Genomic DNA, 15683 nt, shown 5'->3' on the forward strand with positions numbered 1-15683 from the left:
CGCCGGCACCCGATTATGCCGGCAGGCGTTCCCTATATGTTCAAATTTTATCTGTAGGAAAGTTGTTTCGGGGGGGCGCCTGCCGGCTATCCGCCCGCATATTCCTTGAAGGCATGGCCGCTCAGCCCGGCGATCCGCCCGAACTGGCGGATGACCCGGCCGGTCGCGCGCAGCCGGCGTCGGCGCGACAGCACCGACAGCGGCCAGAGCAGCAGCGCCGCGCCGGTCATCGCCAAGGTTCGCGCGACCAGTTTTACCCGCCGCGCGCCACCGGATCGGTTCCAGGCCACGATCGTATCGGTGTTGCCGACCCGCCAGATGCGCCGCCATGCCCAGCGCAGCGTGGTGCGATCCGCCGGGACCGCTTCGAACACGTCGGTGGTGTTGGTCCAGCCGAAGCGGCGCCCTTCGGCCGCCCAACGAGTGTAGAGGTCGAGGTCCTCGCCGCCGATCTGGTTCAGCCGCGTGTCGAACCGGGGGGCGGGGGTCGTTTCCCACAGGCGGCGATCGGCAACCGCCGATGTCAGGCTGAACAGCATCGACGTCGGCCCGTCGTCGCGACTCTCCGGCTGGAACACGAACAGCGCATCGTTCCAGTGCGGCGGGGCGCCATCGAACTGGTAGCGGACCGGCGCGCCGGTAATGTCCGCGCCGTGCCGGCGATGCGCCGCCAGCAGCCTGGCCAGCCAGTCGGGGGCGACCCATTGGTCGTCGTCCAGCATCGCGACATGCGTCGCCGCGTCCACCGCCAGCGCGTGGTCGACCAGCGCGTTGCGGGCATGGCACAAGCCGGGCGTGTCGACGACAAAGGCATCGATCGCATGGGGGTATCCGGCCGCAAGCATCGCTTCAGCCATGGCGACGCCCTCGTGGCGAACGCGGTCATTGTCGGCGATGACGACGGTCATCGGCGGCGCATCGACCTGCACCGCCAGGGAGTCGAGCAGTTTGCGCAACTGGTCCGGGCGACGGTAGGTCGGCACGGCGATGACGACATGGGTCATGCCGGTACTCCGGCCATGGGGCGCAGGGGACGGCTGGCCCGCCACAGCAGGATGCGACGGCCCGGCACCTCGATCCCGCGATAGCTCAGCTCGCAAAAGATCAGCGTGCCGACAATCAGCAGCAGATAGGCGACCGCGTCGATCTGCGTGACGCCCGCCCGATGCAGCATCCCGACGATCCAGGCACCCATGTCCCGGAACAGTGGATGCCAGAGGTAGAGCGAATAGGAGGTGACGCCCAACCGCAGGATTACCGGGTTCGCGAGGATCGCCCGAACCGCCCGGCCCTCGAAGAAGCAGCACAGGATCAGCACCGGCAGCAACAGGACGACGATCAGGTCACCTTCCGGCACCAGGAATGCGAGCGCGATCATGGCGCAGACGATGCCGAACGCCCGGTCACCGCTCAGCCGCGCCCGCACGGCGGGATGGTCGGCGAAACCATACGCCACCACGCCCAGCGTGAACCCGCCCAGACAGCGCAGCACCGGCAGGATCGAGGTGCGCTGCACAACGTCCATCGGCCCCTGGATGCCGATCCCCGACAGTGCGACCAGCGCCAGCAATGCGACGGCGCCAACCACCAATGCGAGCCGCAGCCGCGATGCGGCGCCGATAGCGATCAGCGGAAACAGCAGATAGGCGACCCATTCGGTACTGACCGACCAGCTGTTACCGGCCAGCGCGGCAGTACCCAGCCCCCAGGACTGGATCATTACCAGATTGGCGACGACGTCGAACGTACCCGGCCGTCCGCCATCACCGGACATATCGACCATCGCCCGCAGCAGGAACGCCAAGGTGACGACGAGGTGCAGCGGAAACACCCGGGCCAGCCGCTGCCGCAGGAATGCACCACAGCGCGCAGCAATCGGACGTTCGGCGATCATGTCGCGATAGCCGATCGCCATGACGAAGCCGCTCAACACGAAGAACAGGTCGACGCACAGATAGGCCCGATCGAACAGGGTCATTCGAAACGTGGCAAAGGCCGGCTGCTGCGGGATATGATAGAGCATGACCGCCATCGCCGCGACACCGCGAACGCCGGTCAGCGAATCGACCCGCATCAGCGGGCTTTGGTCGAACGTGAGGCCTTCAGCTTAAGCACATCCCACAGCCCGAGCGCCAGTGAATGCGGGTTGGTGGTGATGTAGCGCCATGCGAATTTCCGCGGCTCGGTCGCCATGCGATGCAGCCATTCGAGGTTGGCCGACTGCATCCATTGCGGCGCGCGAGTATATTCGCCGACGAAATAGTTATAGCAGCCGCCACAGGTGACGATCCAGCCATGGTCCAGCCGGCGGCGCAGCGCGATCGAAAATTGCTGCTCGCGCGGCTTGCCCATCCCGACCCAGATGACGTCGGCCTTCGCCGCGGCGATCTGTTCGATCACTTCCGCATCCTGTTCGGCCTTGAAATAGCCGTTGCGGCTGCCCGCGATGCGTAGCCGGGGATATTCGCGCTTCAAGAACGCGCAGAACGCTTGGTTCACCTCTTCGGTGCCGCCCAGGATGTAGAAGGACAGGCCGTCGCGTTCGCAGCGTGCGGCGAAGTCGGTCATCATGTCGGTGGTGGCGCTGCGTTCCTCGATCGGCGTGCCGGTCAGCCGGGACATGGCGACCCAGACACCGCCATCGGCATGGATCATGTCGGCTTGGTGCAGCGCGTCACGATAGGCACGGTTCGTCCCCGCCATCGAAATGCCATGGCCGTTGATGTCGAACACCAGTACCGATCCGCGTCCGGCACCGTCGGGACCGCGCTTGCAATCGGCAGCCATCCGGTCGGTCAGCGCCTGACGACCCGCGGTAACTACCGGAAATCCGGCGATCCTGGTCGTTTCCATGCCGGACCGGTTCGTTGCTGCCTTACCGTTCATCGCGCTTGCCACCCTTTTCATCGCCCCGGCCTTCCCTATCGAAGCGCAAGGGTCGAAAGCGGCGGGGCTATAGCGCATGCAGCATTTGTTTACTATCCGGTTTGCGGTGCAGCATTTCGCGGTGTAGTATTATAGCGGGGCAGGGGGATGCCGTCTGCAGGATCGCGGCAAACATGGCGCAGACAGGGTCGGAACTTGTACGAACATACTGTGTCGTTAGGGTAGGCGAATGACGAATCTGCAGCCCATGTTTTCGGTGGTCATCCCCGCGTATAATCGCGCGGACAAGATTGGGCCGACGCTGGCGTCGCTGCAGGCGCAGACCTTTGCCGATTTCGAATGTCTGGTCGTCGATGACGGATCGAAGGACGGCGAGGCGCTGGAACAGGTGATCGTCGCGCTGGGCGACGATCGTTTCCGCTACATCCGCACCCCCAATCGCGGCGCCAGCGCGGCGCGCAACACCGGCTTCGACGAAGCGCGCGCGCCCTATGTCGCGCTGCTCGATTCCGACGATCAGTTCTTGCCGAACAAGCTCGAACATGCTGCCGGCATTCTGGCGCAGCAGCCGGGCGACTGCATGCTGTTCACGCAGATCGCCATGGACCGCGGCACCGGCACCTTCTGGCTGAAGCCGCCGCGCGGTCCCGCTGCCGAGGAGCGGATCGATGAATATCTGTTCTGCGCGCGCGGCTGGGTGCCGACCTCGACCATGATCCTGCCGACCCACGTCGCGCGAGAGGTCCGGTTCGACGAATCGCTGCCATCGTCGCAGGATACGGATTTCGCGATCCGGTGCGCGTCGAGTGGACTGAAATTCGTGTATGTGCCCGAAGCGTTGTCGATCGGTGACGACGTGTTCGACCCGAAGCGCGTGTCGAAACAGCCGAAATATGTGCCCCTGCTGCAATGGATCGACCGGATGCGCGGCGTGCATGTGTCGGAACGCGCTTATTGGGCGTTTCGCGGTTGGCATGCGGCGCGCGGGGCGGCACGGGCACAGCGTATTTACGGCGCACGACTGTATTTCCAGTCACTCGTGCATGGCGCCTATCCGCCGAAGCTGGCGCTGGTTGTCGGCGCGCAGGTGCTGCTTCCTACGACGGCATATCAGCGTGTTGCCAATGGCATCGCCTATGTCTTCGGGAGGCGTGCGCCGGGGGCCTGAGGCGCCCCGGCAATCAGCGGAATCTTAACGACTTTCAACTAGGCTGACGGCCTGCGGATGCTCATGTCCGCCTGTTGAAAGTTTGCGGATGATCCCCGTTTCCTCGGCCGGGCACGTCCCGCCGCTTGCGCGTTCGCGCCTGAGCATCGCCCTGCGCGGCTGCCGGACGCATCTTGTCGCGGCTGCGGTGTTCAGCGCGATCGGCAATCTGCTCTACCTCGCGCCGTCGCTGTACATGCTGCAGGTCTATGACCGCGTGCTGCCCAGCCGAGGTCTCGGCACGCTGGCGGCGCTGAGCGTCCTGATGCTCGGCGCGCTGGCGGCGCTGGCGGTGTTCGAATGGCTGCGCTCGCGCGTGCTGATCCGCGCGTCGGTACAGGCGGAGCGGATGCTGGCCGGGCCGGCGCTGCGCGTCGCGCTCAGCCAGCCGTCGCTGTCGCGGCTCGAACGCGGCGAGGTGATGCGCGACGTCGACACGCTGCGCCAGGCGATTTCCAGTCCGGCGATCTTCGCCGCGCTCGATGCGCCGTGGACCCCGATCTACATCCTCGTCGGCTTCCTGCTCCACCCGCTGCTCGGCGCGTCAATGGTGGTGTCGGGTGTCCTGCTGGTCGGGCTCGCCTGGCTGAACGAGAAGCGAACTGCCGAGCCGATGAAGCAGGCGAGCGAGGCGCAGAGCATCGCCTATGCCCGGCTCAACCACGGCGTCGCCCATGCGTCCGAAGTCCGCGCGCTCGGCATGGTCGATACGCTGGCTGCCCGGCACGAACGCGACCGCGGCATCGCCGGCCTGCTGCAACTGCGTGCGAGCTTCGCCGGCAGCAGCCTGCAGGCGGCGATCAAGTTCGTCCGGCTGGCGCTGCAATCGGGTGCGCTGGCGCTGGGCGCGGTGCTGGTCGTCGACGATGCGATTTCGGCCAGCGCGATCATCGTCGCTTCGCTGCTGACCGCACGCGCGCTGGCGCCGATCGATCAGCTGGTCGCGGGATGGAAGACGATCGTGCAGGCACGGGTCGCCCATGGCCGGCTCGACCGCCTGCTGTCGCTGCCGTCGAGCGACACGCCCGATCGCACCAATCTGCCGGCACCCAAGGGGGCGATCACGCTCGAATCGGTCGGCATCGCCGCACCGCTCGACGGGCGGCCCATCCTGTCGGGGATCGACGGTGCGATCGGTGCCGGTGAGGTGATCGGCATCGCCGGCCCCAGCGGGTCGGGCAAGTCGACGCTGCTGCGCGCGATCGTCGGCGCGGTCGATATCGATGCCGGCCATGTCCGCTTCGACGGGATCAGCCGAACCGACTGGGACCGCGAACGGCTGGCCCGCTATGTCGGGTATATGCCGCAGGACCCGGTGCTGTTTCACGGGACGGTGAAGGAAAATATCGTCCGTTTCTATGTCGGGCTCGACGCCGCCGGCGCGGCGCTGCTGGACGAGGCGGCGATCGGCGCCGCCAAGGCAGCGGGCGCACACGACATGATTACCGCGCTGCCACAGGGTTATGACACCATCCTCGGCGTCGGCGGAACCGGCCTGTCCGGCGGGCAGGCGCAGCGTGTCGCGCTTGCCCGCGCGCTGTTCGGCAATCCGGCGATCCTCGTGCTCGACGAACCGACCGCGCATCTCGACACGGCGGGCAAGAAGGCGCTGGCGCGGCTGTTGGCCTTGCTGCGACAGGATCAGCGTACCATCCTGTTCGCCAGCCACGACCCCGACCTGCTCGCTGCGTCCGACCGGCTGATGCTGCTCGATCAGGGGCGGATCGAACGGTTCGGCCCCCTTTTCGGCCTCCGGTCGCGGCGCAAGCCCGACCAGGAGCAGCCGACCTCGTTCGCAAAGGCGTAACCCCATGGATTTTTCGACCACCATCGACCGGCTGCGACCGTCGCCCTCGGCCACGCCGCGCCGCGCCCGTGCGCTGCACGATCCGGGGCGGGAGGTGCGCGCGGGGGCGGCCTTGGCCGCAGTTCTCGTGCTGGGCGTCGGCGGCTGGGCCGTCGTCAGCCATCTCGACGCGGCGGTCGTGGGGCAGGGGGTCATCCGCCTCGCCGATTCGCGACGGGTCGTGCAGGCGCCCGCCGCCGGCATCGTCTCGGCGGTCCATGTCGCCAATGGCGCGACATTGCGCGCCGGGCAGAAGGTGATCGATTTCACCACTTCCGATGCGCTGGCGCAGGAACGGGCGCTCGCCGCCCGTGCGCTGGGGCTGCAGGCGGAGATCGCCCGGCTGGAAGCCGATCTGCGCGGCGAATCGCGCGTGCCGGCACCCGCCGGCTTTGCGGGCCTGCAAGGTGCCGATCAGGCGCAGGCACAGGCGGCGCTGGCCGCGCAACAGGCGCAGCTGGACGCCGAACGCGCGCTGCAACGCTCCGAAGCTGCGGTGATGGCCGACCGTTCGCGCCAGATCGCGCATCAGATCGACGGCGTCGGCGAACGCCTCGCCTCGCTGCGCCAGCAGGAAGCGCTCAGCCGCGACGAACTGGCGGGTTATCAGCGGCTCTATGAAAAGGGCCTGTCGACGCGTACGCGCCTGCTGGCGCTGCAACGCTCGGTCGCCGATCTGGGCGGGGCGGCGGGCAGCAGCCGCGCCGACATCGCGCGGTTGCGGACGCAGGTGGGCGAGACGCGGTTGCAGTTGCAACAGATGCGCAACGAACGCATGGCGGCGGCCGCCGACCGGCTGCGCCTCGCGCGGACCGAACTCGACACGGTGCTGCCCGGCTGGCGCGCGGCGCGGGCGGAATTGCAGCGGATGACGGTCCATGCGCCGATCGCCGGCACGGTATCGGCGACCCATCTGCCGGTGCCGGGATCGGTCGTCGCCGCCGGTGCGTCGCTGCTGGAGATCGTGCCCGACGCCCGCACCATGGCGGTCGAGATGCGCGTGCCGATCAACGAAGCCGCCGACCTGCGCCCGGGTCAGGCGGCACGGGTACGGATGGTGGGGCCGGGGATGCAGACGCTGCCCCCGCTCGACGCGGCGGTCACGCGGGTGTCGGCCGACAGCGTGCAGGACGACCGCACCGGGGCGTCCTATTATGTCGTCACCGTGCGGGTGTCGCCGGCTGCGGCGCAGGCGGCGGTCCGTTCGGGCAATTTCGCCGGCGGCGTCCGCGCGGGCATGCCGGTCGAGGTGATGATCCCCACCCAGTCGCGCACCGCGCTCGACTTCCTGCTGGGGCCGCTCCTTTCGCGCAGCGGAAGCGTGTTCGCGCAGCGCTGATCGATCGCCATAGTCGGACACGAAAACGCCGCCCGTTCCACGCTGGAACGGGCGGCGTTTTGTTTGGCCGGCGCTACATGGCGCGACCGATCAATAGGTGTTCTTGTGGACCAGCACCTTCAACGTCATGACGACGATGGTCAGGTCGAGCCAGAACGACCATTTCGAGATATATTCGAGGTCGGCCTGCAGGCGCCCGGTCAGATCCTCCTCCTGGTGCGTCGCCCCGCGGAATCCGCGCACCTGCGCCAGTCCGGTGATGCCGGGCTTCAGCGCGTGGCGGTGCCAGTAACGCTCGTCGATGTCCCAGAACAGCCGCTCGCCCGCCGTCGAGCCCAGCGCGTGCGGGCGCGGGCCGACGATGCTCATCTGCCCCATCAGCACGTTGAACAGCTGCGGCAGTTCGTCGATGCTGGTCCGGCGGATGAAATATCCGACGCGGGTGATGCGATCGTCGTCGCGGCGCGTCGACTGGCTGCCGCTGGCATCGCTCATGTCGGTGCGCATGCTGCGGAACTTCAGGATGTCGAAGAACGCATTGCCCTGACCCACGCGGCGCTGGCGGAACAGCACCGGCCCCCGGCTGTCGAGCTTGATCGCCAGCGCGACCATCGCCAGCGCCGGCGCCATCAGGATCAGCACCGGGATGCAGAACATCAGGTCGAACGCGCGCTTAGCGATCGCCTTGCGCAGCTGCAACGGGCCGACCGACACCAGCAGGGTCGGCGCGCGTTCCAGCTTCGACACCCCCAGCGCGCCGAACTGGTCGATTTCCTGCGCGATGATCTCGCCGCGGACATTGGCGCCCTTCAGCATCATGGCCCATGCCTTGCGCTCCTCGAACGGGCAGGCGATGACCACGCGTTCGCATCCGCCGATCAGGTTGCTGAACATGTTCAGCATCGCCGGATCCTTCAGGTCGGGCCGCAACCCCACCGTATCGGTATCGAAATGGCGGAAGCCGTCGGGAATCCGGGCGTCCACCCGGTCGCGGATCAGCAGCTGATAGACCAGCTTCGCGCGCAGCCGCAGCTGGACATAGGCGGCCATGATCTGCCGGAACACGATCAGCAGGATCGATCCCGACACCATGGTGATGATCAGTTGCAACCGCGACAGGTCGCGATCGAGACGGAAGAAATAGGCGATCAGGAAGAAGGTCGCATAGGTGAACATCAGCGACCGGATCGCCGGCCCGGTTTCCACCGCCAGCCGGTCGTTGATGCCGACCGAAAAGGCGCCGGCGTTGAACGCGATGACCGAATACATCGCCGCCGCGACGATGAACATCGGCACATATTGCGCCTCGGGCCGCATCAGCAGCGCGGGCAGGGCGAACCCGATACCGATCGCGGTGACGTCGACCAGCAGCATGACGATATATAGTCGGACCCGCACGGAGTGCGGCTGTCCCCAGAACGCCGAAAACTTGCGTTCGTCCGTCCTGCCAGGATTGGCCAATCGCGCGTCCATGTTGTCAGAGGCTTCCCTTGTCGGTGCCGGTGTGGACCGGTCGAACCTTCCTGCGCTGCTAGCCGATCCGCGCGCCGTTCCGCAACTGCGAACAACAATTTCGCCACGATCCGATGCTAATGTCGGATGATCCGATCTGGGATTCCAAGAATCATGCATTAACCATTTGGTTACCATGACTGTTGCAGAGAGGTTGCGGAACGATTGCGGTCCTGCTGACACTATTGGCTGCGACGATCCCGCATATGACAACCCTTTCGTAAGCACTTCGTCCTACAACTTGGCAGGTCAGCCAATTTGGGGAACGTCGTGCCGCAACCCGCTCAGTCCGTTACCGCGTCCAATACCGATCGTCGTGTCCACGAACGCGTCGGTATCCAGCGTTCCGCCGTGCTGCGGATCGATTCGCAGCGCTCGACCCCGGTCACGCTGGTCGATCTGACCCGCGACGGCTGCCTGATCGAAACCGATGCGGTCCTGACCGCCGACCAGCGGATCGAGCTGGGCCTGGCCGGGATCGGCACGGTCACTGCGCGCGTCGTGCGTTCCAGCACGGTCGGCTATGGCTGCGAGTTCCTGGCGCGGCTGCCCTCCGGCGCGGTGACCGATGCCAGTCGCGGCAACGTCGTCCGGCTGGAGCAGCTGCTCGTCGGCGCCGACAATCCGATCCCACGCGGGGCGAAGCTGCCGCCCCGGCAGCAGGTCGCGGCGGTGGCCGCCATCGGCGTCGTCGGCTGGGCGGTGGTCGGCGCGGTGGCGGTACTGCTGCTGCGCTGACGCCGTTGCATCCTGTCCCGCGGACAGGCAATCGGTCGTCTTTGCCTTGGGAATCTGACGCTCCATGAACGGACCCGTCCTCGTCACCGGTGCGGCCGGCTTTGTCGGCCACGCGACGGCACACCGGTTGCTCGACCGGGGGGAGCGGGTCGTCGGCATCGATATCGTCAACGACTATTATGATCCGGCGCTCAAGGACGCCCGTCTCGCCACGCTGACCGCGCGCGACGGCTTTACCTTCCATCGTGGCGATATCGTCGAGCCGGGCCTGATCGCGCGGCTGATCGCCGACCACGGTGTGACCCGCGTCGTCCATCTCGCGGCGCAGGCCGGCGTGCGGTACAGCATCGACAATCCCTTCGCCTATCAGCACGCCAATCTCGCCGGCCATCTGGCGGTGCTGGAGGCGTGCCGTCATGCGCCGGGGTTCGTCCATCTGGTCTATGCCTCGTCCAGCTCGGTCTATGGCGAACGGGAGATGGGCGAACGCGGCTTTTCGGAAAGCGACGCGGCGGTGGCGCCGGTCTCGCTCTATGCCGCGACCAAGCGGTCATGCGAGTTGATGAGCGCCGCCTATGCCAAGCTCTACCGCTTTCCGCAGACGGGCCTGCGCTTCTTTACCGTCTATGGCCCGTGGGGCCGGCCCGACATGGCCTATTTCTCGTTCACTGACCGCATTTTGCGCGGGGAACCGATCGAGGTATTCAACGAAGGCCGCATGGCGCGCGACTTCACCTATATCGACGACATCGTCGACGGGGTGGTGGGTGCGCTGGACCATGTGCCGGAGCGGGGGGAGCACCGGCTGCTCAACATCGGCGACAGCCATCCCGTATCGCTGATGGAAATGATCGCGACGCTCGAATCGGCGCTGGGTCGCGAGGCGGTGAAGCAGATGCGGCCGATGCAGCCCGGCGACGTGCCGGTCACCTTCGCCGACGTGTCGCGGCTCCATGCGCTGACCGGCTATCGGCCGAAGGTGATGCTGGCCGAGGGCCTTACCCGCTTCGTCGCGTGGTATCGCGACTATTACCGGGTCGGCTGAGTCGCCAATCCGGCCAGCGCGATGTCGGCATAGATCGCCACCAGCGCCCGCAAGTCGTCGACCGCCACCGCCTCGTCCACCTTGTGCATCGTCGCGTTGAGTAGCCCGAACTCGACCGTCGGGCATAGCCGCGACAGGAACCGCGCGTCCGACGTGCCGCCGGTGGTCGACAGTTCGGGCGTCAGCCCGGTGTGACGCTCGATCGCCGCCGATACCAGCGCCGAAAATGCGCCGGGCTGGGTCAGGAACGCCTCGCCTGAAATCCGGCCCTCGACTCGTGCTTCGGGCGCATGGGCGTGGACGATCGCGGTGATGCGTTCGACCAGCTCGTCGCCGCGATGCTCGTCATTGAAGCGGATCGACAGGCGCGCGGCGGCGTGGCCGGGAATGACGTTGGTCGCGGGATTGCCGACGGTGATGTCGGTCACCTCGATATTCGATGGCTGGAACCATGCATTGCCGGTGTCGAGCGTCACCGCCTCGATCGCGCCGAGCGCCGCGACCAGCTTCGGGATCGGATTGTCGGCCAGGTGCGGATAGGCGACATGCCCCTGCCGTCCGGGCACGTCGATCCAGATATTGACCGACCCGCGCCGCCCGATCTTGACCATGTCGCCCAGCCGCTGCTGCGAGGTGGGTTCGCCGACCAGGCACAGGTCGGGGGCGATGCCGCGTGCCGCCATCCGGTCGATCAGCGCGCGGGTGCCGTACACCGCCGGCCCTTCCTCGTCGCCGGTGATGATCAGGCTGATCGTGCCCGCATCGGCCGGCACCCGTTCGGCGGCAGCGACGAAGGCGGCGACCGCGCCCTTCATGTCGACCGCGCCGCGCCCGAACAACAGACCGTGGCGCTGTTCGGGGGCGAAGGGCGGGCTGGCCCAGCCGGGACCGGGGGCGACGACATCGACATGGCCGGCAAAGGCGACATGCCGTCCGCCGCTGCCCCGCACCGCCAGCAGGTTTTCGACCGGGCCGTCGGGCGCCTCGCCGGTCACGAACCGGTCGACCACGAAGCCCAGCGGCACCAGCGCAGCCCCCAGCAGGTCGAACACGGCGCCCTGCGCCGGGGTCACGCTGTCGCACGCGATCAACCGTGCCGCCAGATCCACGACATCCACCACCGGCTCCGACCCTTTTCCCGCGCTGTGCATGGCCGGCGCTGTATCGCAATTGCGGAAAATGGCTAGGTGGGCGGCGGTGCGATCGGTTAAGGCGCGCGGATGTTGCGTGTCCTCCTGGTCTGTCTTGCCGTGCTGCTGCTGGTGCCCACCTGGGCGGGCAGCGAGCGGTTGCCGCTCTATCGCGGGACGCCGGTCATCCACAGCAAGCCCGTCGCGCTGTTTCCGGGCGATCCCAAGCGGGTGAAGAACGGCGTGCTGACCTATCTCGGCGGGGTCGAGCTGACCTCGCCCGACCCGGCGTTCGGCGGTTTTTCGGCGCTGCACGTATCGGGCGATCGGTTCCGCCTGCTGTCGGACGGCGGCGCGCTGCTGCAATTCCGCATGGGCGCCGACTGGCAGGTCCGCGACCCGCATGTCACCGAACTGGCCGGGCCGGGCACCGGCTGGGAAAAGCGCGACCGCGACACGGAATCGCTCGCCATGCTGCCGAACGGCGACATGCTGGTCGGCTATGAACGCCATAACCAGGTCTGGCGCTTCGACCGCAACCTGCGCCCCGTCGCCCACGCCGCCCCGTCGCTGATGAAGCCATGGTCGGACAATAGCGGCGCCGAGGCGATGGCCCATATGCCCGACGGGTCGACCATCGTGATGAGCGAGGCGTATCTCTGGCCCCGCCGCTGGGGGTTCGTCGCGCTGCGCTATCCCGGAGGCGATCCGACCGTAGCGGGGGCGAAGCCCCGCGTGTTCCACTATTATCCGCCCCTGCATTATGCGGTGTCCGATGCGGCGGCGCTGCCCGACGGCCGGCTGCTGGTGCTGACCCGCAGCGCCAATATCCGCGATTTCTTCACCGCGCGGTTGCAGGTCGCCGATGTCCGCAACCTGAAGCATCACGAAGGGGTCAAGGGAAAGACCGTCGCGATGTTCGAAGGTCCCGTGCTGCACGACAATTTCGAAGGGATCGCGCTCACCCGCGAAGGCGACCGCCTGATCCTGTGGATGGTGTCGGACGATAACCAGTCGCTGTTCCAGCGCACCTATCTGCTGAAGTTCGCTGTCGCCTATTGAGCGAGCGGACTGGCGCGAACCGCGCCGGCGCCTTATGCTGTATTGCAGCAAGAGGTGTCGCGCGACGTTGCGCAGCACCTGACGGACGCGGCGCGGCCGGATAACGGGGATGGTTCGAATGAAGATCGCGGTTTTTGGGCTGGGCTATGTCGGCATGTCGAACGCGGTGCTGCTGGCGCAGCATAACGATGTCGTGGCGGTCGATATTTCGGAAGATCGCGTCGCGCTGGTCAACGACCGCAAGTCGCCGATCATCGATGCCGAGCTGGAAAACTTCCTGTCCGAGCGCGAACTGCAGCTGACCGCGACCACCGATGCCGCCACTGCACTCGCCGGGGCGGACTATGTCATCGTCGCCACCCCGACCAATTACGATGTGCAGACCGACAAGTTCAACACCGGCTCGGTCGAGGCGGTGATCAAGCTGGCGGTCGAGCATGCCCCGGCGGCGACGGTCATCATCAAGTCGACGATTCCGGTTGGCTTCGTCGACGACGTGCGCCAGCGGCTGAACGCGCCGAACGTCGTGTTCAGCCCCGAATTCCTGCGCGAGGGCCGGGCGCTCTACGACAATCTCCACCCGTCGCGGATCATCGTCGGCGAACGTTCGGAGCGCGCGCGAATCTTCGCCGACCTGCTGCTGCAGGGCGCGGAGAAGAAGGATGCGCCCATCCTGTTCACCGACAGCCGCGAGGCGGAGGCGATCAAGCTGTTCGCCAACACCTATCTCGCGATGCGGGTCGCCTTCTTCAACGAACTCGACAGCTATGCCATCGCCGGCGGCATGGACACGAAGCAGATCATCGAGGGCGTCGGCCTCGATCCTCGCGTCGGCATGCACTACAACAACCCCAGCTTCGGCTATGGCGGCTATTGCCTGCCCAAGGATACCAAGCAGCTACTGGCGAACTATTCCGAGGTCCCGCAGAACCTGATCCGCGCGATCGTCGACGCGAACCGCACGCGGAAAGACTTCCTGGCGGACCAGATCATCGCGCGTCGTCCGAAGAAGGTCGGGGTCTATCGCCTGACGATGAAGGCGGGGTCGGACAATTTCCGCCAGTCGTCGATCCAGGGGATCATGAAGCGGGTCAAGGCCAAGGGGATCGAGGTCGTGGTGCACGAACCGAGCCTCGACGACGCCGACTTCTTCGGCTCGCGCGTGGTCAGGGACCTCGATGCGTTCAAGGCCGAATGCGACGTGATCATCGCCAACCGCGCCGCGCCGGAACTGGGCGATATCGGCGACCGGTTGTTCACCCGGGATATCTTCGGGTCGGATTGAGGCGGGGGCTGGGGCTGGACGGACTGGCTATTTCGCCACCCCGGCCTTGATCCGGGGTCCCGCTTCTTTTGCTGCCGTCGAAGAAGAAGCGGGACCCCGGGTCAAGCCCGGGGTGACGTTGGGGCAGGCCCAGGCCTCCTTCGCGTCAGCGCGATCTTGCGGCCCCCGGCTACGACTCCCCCAACACCGCCGCCAGCGCGCCGATGTCCCGGTGCGAAAACACCGCGACCCCGTGCTGCCGTAACAGCGCCGCCGTCACCCCCGCGCCATCGATTCGCCGCCCGCTGAAACTGCCGTCATAGATGAAGCCGCTGCCGCAGGACGGGCTGCCATCGGTCAGCAGTGCATAACGGCAATCGTGGCGCATCGCCTGGTCCAGCGCGATTCGCGCACCTGCCAGAAAGGCAGCGGTCACATCCGCCCCGCCGATCTCGATGATGCGAGCGTCGCCGCCCAGTACCGCCGCGCCGTCCCGGCCCTCCGCAATTTCCGCCGGTGGCCGGGGCGTCGGCAATCCGGCCATGACCTCCGGACACACCGACACGGTGCGGCCCTGCGCCACCCAGCGGTCGAGCAGCGTGTCCTCCAGCGTCTTGGCCGATCCGTCATACCGCACCGGTCGACCGAGCAGGCAGGCGCTGACCAGGATCTTTGACACCGTCATGCGCTTGTCGTCAGCCTCGCGAAGATCGGCAGGACGTGATCGCGGGTGAGCGGCGCGAGCGGCATCGTTTCCGCTGCCGCCCGGTCGACCCACAAGGCTTCCTCGATCTCCAGCCGGGGGGCGGGATCATCGGTACTGCGGACATGGAACAGCTCGGCATGGACCATCCGTCCCGCCTCGTTTGCTGCCGGCGCTGCGAAGTGGCCGAGAAAGGCCACGGCGGCACGGTCGACGACGAGGTCCAGTTCCTCGTGCAATTCGCGGCACAGCGCGTCGACCGGCTGTTCCCCGGTCTCGATCTTGCCACCGGCCTGCATGAACCAGCGAGTGCCGGCCTTGCGGACGAGCAGCATACGCCCGTTTCCGTCTTCAATCAGGGCGGCGGCGATGCGGATCATGTCGGGGTCGGCCATGGTCCGATTCTGATACCGGCGAATCGCGACCGCAAGCGCGATCGTGCCCGGAGCGGGAGCCTCGGAGAAACCGACTCCGTCAGCTCCGGCTTTCCGACGCTCGACCGGTCGAGCGACATCATCCGGCCCAACTTCGGCAGCCAATCTCGACGAACGCCACGCACGACAAAACCCGCCGGGTCGCTGCGCAGCGCCCCGGCGGGTCCGTCATCTTAACCGGCGTGACCGAATCAGGCGGCGGCGGTTGCCGCTGCGGCCTTCTTCTTCACGTCGCGCTTCAGGCGGCGGGCACGCAGCGACAGGTCGTCGTCGCTGGTCTTCAGCAGCCAGTTGTCGAGGCCGCCGACATGCTCGACCGAACGCAGGCCGTGGGTCGACACGCGCAGGCGGATCGAGCGCTCCAGCGCTTCCGACATCAGCGTGACGTTCTGCAGGTTCGGCAGGAACGTGCGCTTGGTCTTGTTGTTGGCGTGGGAAACATTGTGACCCACCTGCCGGCCCTTGCCGGTCAGCTCGCAGATGCGCGACATGATATGATCCTGATTCTGTGTCGGGA

15 protein-coding genes are annotated in these 15683 nt (G+C 66.8%); 7 read left to right on the top strand and 8 right to left on the bottom strand.

Annotation, left to right across the window (positions count from 1 at the left end; translation table 11 throughout):
• Window positions 1–86: 86 nt before the first annotated feature.
• Genes AVT10_RS03635 through AVT10_RS03645 form a run of 3 tightly spaced genes read right to left on the bottom strand, consistent with a single transcriptional unit; the run spans window position 87 to window position 2853 of the window.
• Complete coding sequence (locus AVT10_RS03635; protein WP_066688475.1) at window positions 87–1004, bottom strand: glycosyltransferase family 2 protein; 918 nt, start codon at window positions 1002–1004, stop codon at window positions 87–89.
• On the bottom strand, window positions 1001–2074 hold the full coding sequence (locus AVT10_RS03640; RefSeq protein ID WP_066688477.1) for an acyltransferase family protein: 1074 nt from the start codon (window positions 2072–2074) through the stop codon (window positions 1001–1003). The genes AVT10_RS03635 and AVT10_RS03640 overlap by 4 nt, the downstream gene beginning before the upstream one ends.
• Entirely contained in the window at window positions 2074–2853 is a 780-nt protein-coding gene (locus tag AVT10_RS03645) for a WecB/TagA/CpsF family glycosyltransferase (RefSeq protein ID WP_066688479.1), read from the bottom strand. The genes AVT10_RS03640 and AVT10_RS03645 overlap by 1 nt, the downstream gene beginning before the upstream one ends.
• A 262-nt stretch (window positions 2854–3115) precedes the next feature.
• On the opposite strand from AVT10_RS03645, the gene AVT10_RS03650 reads away from it, so the two are divergent.
• From AVT10_RS03650 to AVT10_RS03660, 3 genes are all read left to right on the top strand, one after another.
• Window positions 3116–4054, top strand: coding sequence for a glycosyltransferase family 2 protein (locus AVT10_RS03650; RefSeq protein WP_066688481.1), 939 nt, complete (start codon window positions 3116–3118; stop codon window positions 4052–4054).
• 88 nt (window positions 4055–4142) lie between these two features.
• Window positions 4143–5900, top strand: a complete 1758-nt coding sequence (locus tag AVT10_RS03655; protein ID WP_066688482.1) for a type I secretion system permease/ATPase — start codon at window positions 4143–4145, stop codon at window positions 5898–5900.
• A 4-nt stretch (window positions 5901–5904) separates the two neighbouring features.
• Window positions 5905–7278: an HlyD family type I secretion periplasmic adaptor subunit gene (locus AVT10_RS03660; RefSeq protein ID WP_066688483.1), complete on the top strand. Its 1374-nt coding sequence runs from the start codon at window positions 5905–5907 to the stop codon at window positions 7276–7278.
• A gap of 90 nt (window positions 7279–7368) precedes the next feature.
• Here the strand turns inward: AVT10_RS03660 and AVT10_RS18685 are convergent, their stop codons facing one another.
• Complete coding sequence (locus AVT10_RS18685) at window positions 7369–8676, bottom strand: sugar transferase (protein WP_232307861.1); 1308 nt, start codon at window positions 8674–8676, stop codon at window positions 7369–7371.
• A 384-nt stretch (window positions 8677–9060) separates the two neighbouring features.
• Here AVT10_RS18685 and AVT10_RS03670 point away from each other — a divergent pair, with 384 nt between their 5' ends.
• Both AVT10_RS03670 and AVT10_RS03675 read left to right on the top strand, forming a co-directional pair.
• Window positions 9061–9528 carry a PilZ domain-containing protein gene (locus tag AVT10_RS03670; protein WP_164523831.1) on the top strand — a complete coding sequence of 156 codons (468 nt, stop codon included), beginning with the start codon at window positions 9061–9063 and terminating at the stop codon, window positions 9526–9528.
• A 64-nt stretch (window positions 9529–9592) separates the two neighbouring features.
• Window positions 9593–10573 (top strand): NAD-dependent epimerase/dehydratase family protein, encoded by a 981-nt coding sequence (locus tag AVT10_RS03675; RefSeq protein ID WP_066688488.1) that lies wholly within the window; start codon window positions 9593–9595, stop codon window positions 10571–10573.
• Here AVT10_RS03675 and dapE read toward each other — a convergent pair.
• On the bottom strand, window positions 10558–11724 hold the full coding sequence (dapE, locus tag AVT10_RS03680) for a succinyl-diaminopimelate desuccinylase (protein ID WP_066688490.1): 1167 nt from the start codon (window positions 11722–11724) through the stop codon (window positions 10558–10560). The two genes, AVT10_RS03675 and dapE, sit on opposite strands and share 16 nt — an antisense overlap.
• Window positions 11725–11793: 69 nt before the next feature.
• Here dapE and AVT10_RS03685 point away from each other — a divergent pair, with 69 nt between their 5' ends.
• Window positions 11794–12765, top strand: coding sequence for an esterase-like activity of phytase family protein (locus AVT10_RS03685; RefSeq protein ID WP_066688492.1), 972 nt, complete (start codon window positions 11794–11796; stop codon window positions 12763–12765).
• A 118-nt stretch (window positions 12766–12883) separates the two neighbouring features.
• Window positions 12884–14050: a nucleotide sugar dehydrogenase gene (locus AVT10_RS03690; RefSeq protein ID WP_066688494.1), complete on the top strand. Its 1167-nt coding sequence runs from the start codon at window positions 12884–12886 to the stop codon at window positions 14048–14050.
• 169 nt (window positions 14051–14219) lie between these two features.
• On the opposite strand, the gene AVT10_RS03695 is transcribed toward AVT10_RS03690, so the two are convergent.
• The 3 genes from AVT10_RS03695 to rpmB form a co-directional block, all read right to left on the bottom strand.
• A complete protein-coding gene (locus AVT10_RS03695; RefSeq protein WP_066688496.1) occupies window positions 14220–14714 on the bottom strand; it encodes a DUF523 domain-containing protein in 495 nt (164 codons plus the stop codon).
• A complete protein-coding gene (locus AVT10_RS03700; RefSeq protein ID WP_198158491.1) occupies window positions 14711–15112 on the bottom strand; it encodes an NUDIX hydrolase in 402 nt (133 codons plus the stop codon). Before AVT10_RS03700 ends, AVT10_RS03695 begins: the two co-directional genes overlap by 4 nt.
• A 245-nt stretch (window positions 15113–15357) precedes the next feature.
• The gene (rpmB, locus tag AVT10_RS03705; protein ID WP_066688500.1) at window positions 15358–15657 is read right to left on the bottom strand and encodes a 50S ribosomal protein L28; all 300 of its coding nucleotides are present in this window, start codon (window positions 15655–15657) and stop codon (window positions 15358–15360) included.
• Window positions 15658–15683 lie beyond the last annotated feature (26 nt).

The organism is Sphingomonas hankookensis (assembly GCF_001619955.1).
GTDB lineage: Bacteria > Pseudomonadota > Alphaproteobacteria > Sphingomonadales > Sphingomonadaceae > Sphingomonas > Sphingomonas hankookensis_A.

What these genes read in the sequence shown, in the direction of transcription:
- AVT10_RS03635 (WP_066688475.1), bottom strand. Translation starts at nt 1,004, where the DNA reads ATGACCCATGTCGTCATCGCCGTGCCGACCTACCGTCGCCCGGACCAG.
- AVT10_RS03640 (WP_066688477.1), bottom strand. Translation starts at nt 2,074, where the DNA reads ATGCGGGTCGATTCGCTGACCGGCGTTCGCGGTGTCGCGGCGATGGCG.
- AVT10_RS03645 (WP_066688479.1), bottom strand. Translation starts at nt 2,853, where the DNA reads ATGGAAACGACCAGGATCGCCGGATTTCCGGTAGTTACCGCGGGTCGT.
- AVT10_RS03650 (WP_066688481.1), top strand. Translation starts at nt 3,116, where the DNA reads ATGACGAATCTGCAGCCCATGTTTTCGGTGGTCATCCCCGCGTATAAT.
- AVT10_RS03655 (WP_066688482.1), top strand. Translation starts at nt 4,143, where the DNA reads ATGATCCCCGTTTCCTCGGCCGGGCACGTCCCGCCGCTTGCGCGTTCG.
- AVT10_RS03660 (WP_066688483.1), top strand. Translation starts at nt 5,905, where the DNA reads ATGGATTTTTCGACCACCATCGACCGGCTGCGACCGTCGCCCTCGGCC.
- AVT10_RS03675 (WP_066688488.1), top strand. Translation starts at nt 9,593, where the DNA reads ATGAACGGACCCGTCCTCGTCACCGGTGCGGCCGGCTTTGTCGGCCAC.
- dapE (WP_066688490.1), bottom strand. Translation starts at nt 11,724, where the DNA reads ATGCACAGCGCGGGAAAAGGGTCGGAGCCGGTGGTGGATGTCGTGGAT.
- AVT10_RS03685 (WP_066688492.1), top strand. Translation starts at nt 11,794, where the DNA reads ATGTTGCGTGTCCTCCTGGTCTGTCTTGCCGTGCTGCTGCTGGTGCCC.
- AVT10_RS03690 (WP_066688494.1), top strand. Translation starts at nt 12,884, where the DNA reads ATGAAGATCGCGGTTTTTGGGCTGGGCTATGTCGGCATGTCGAACGCG.
- AVT10_RS03695 (WP_066688496.1), bottom strand. Translation starts at nt 14,714, where the DNA reads ATGACGGTGTCAAAGATCCTGGTCAGCGCCTGCCTGCTCGGTCGACCG.
- AVT10_RS03700 (WP_198158491.1), bottom strand. Translation starts at nt 15,112, where the DNA reads ATGATCCGCATCGCCGCCGCCCTGATTGAAGACGGAAACGGGCGTATG.
- rpmB (WP_066688500.1), bottom strand. Translation starts at nt 15,657, where the DNA reads ATGTCGCGCATCTGCGAGCTGACCGGCAAGGGCCGGCAGGTGGGTCAC.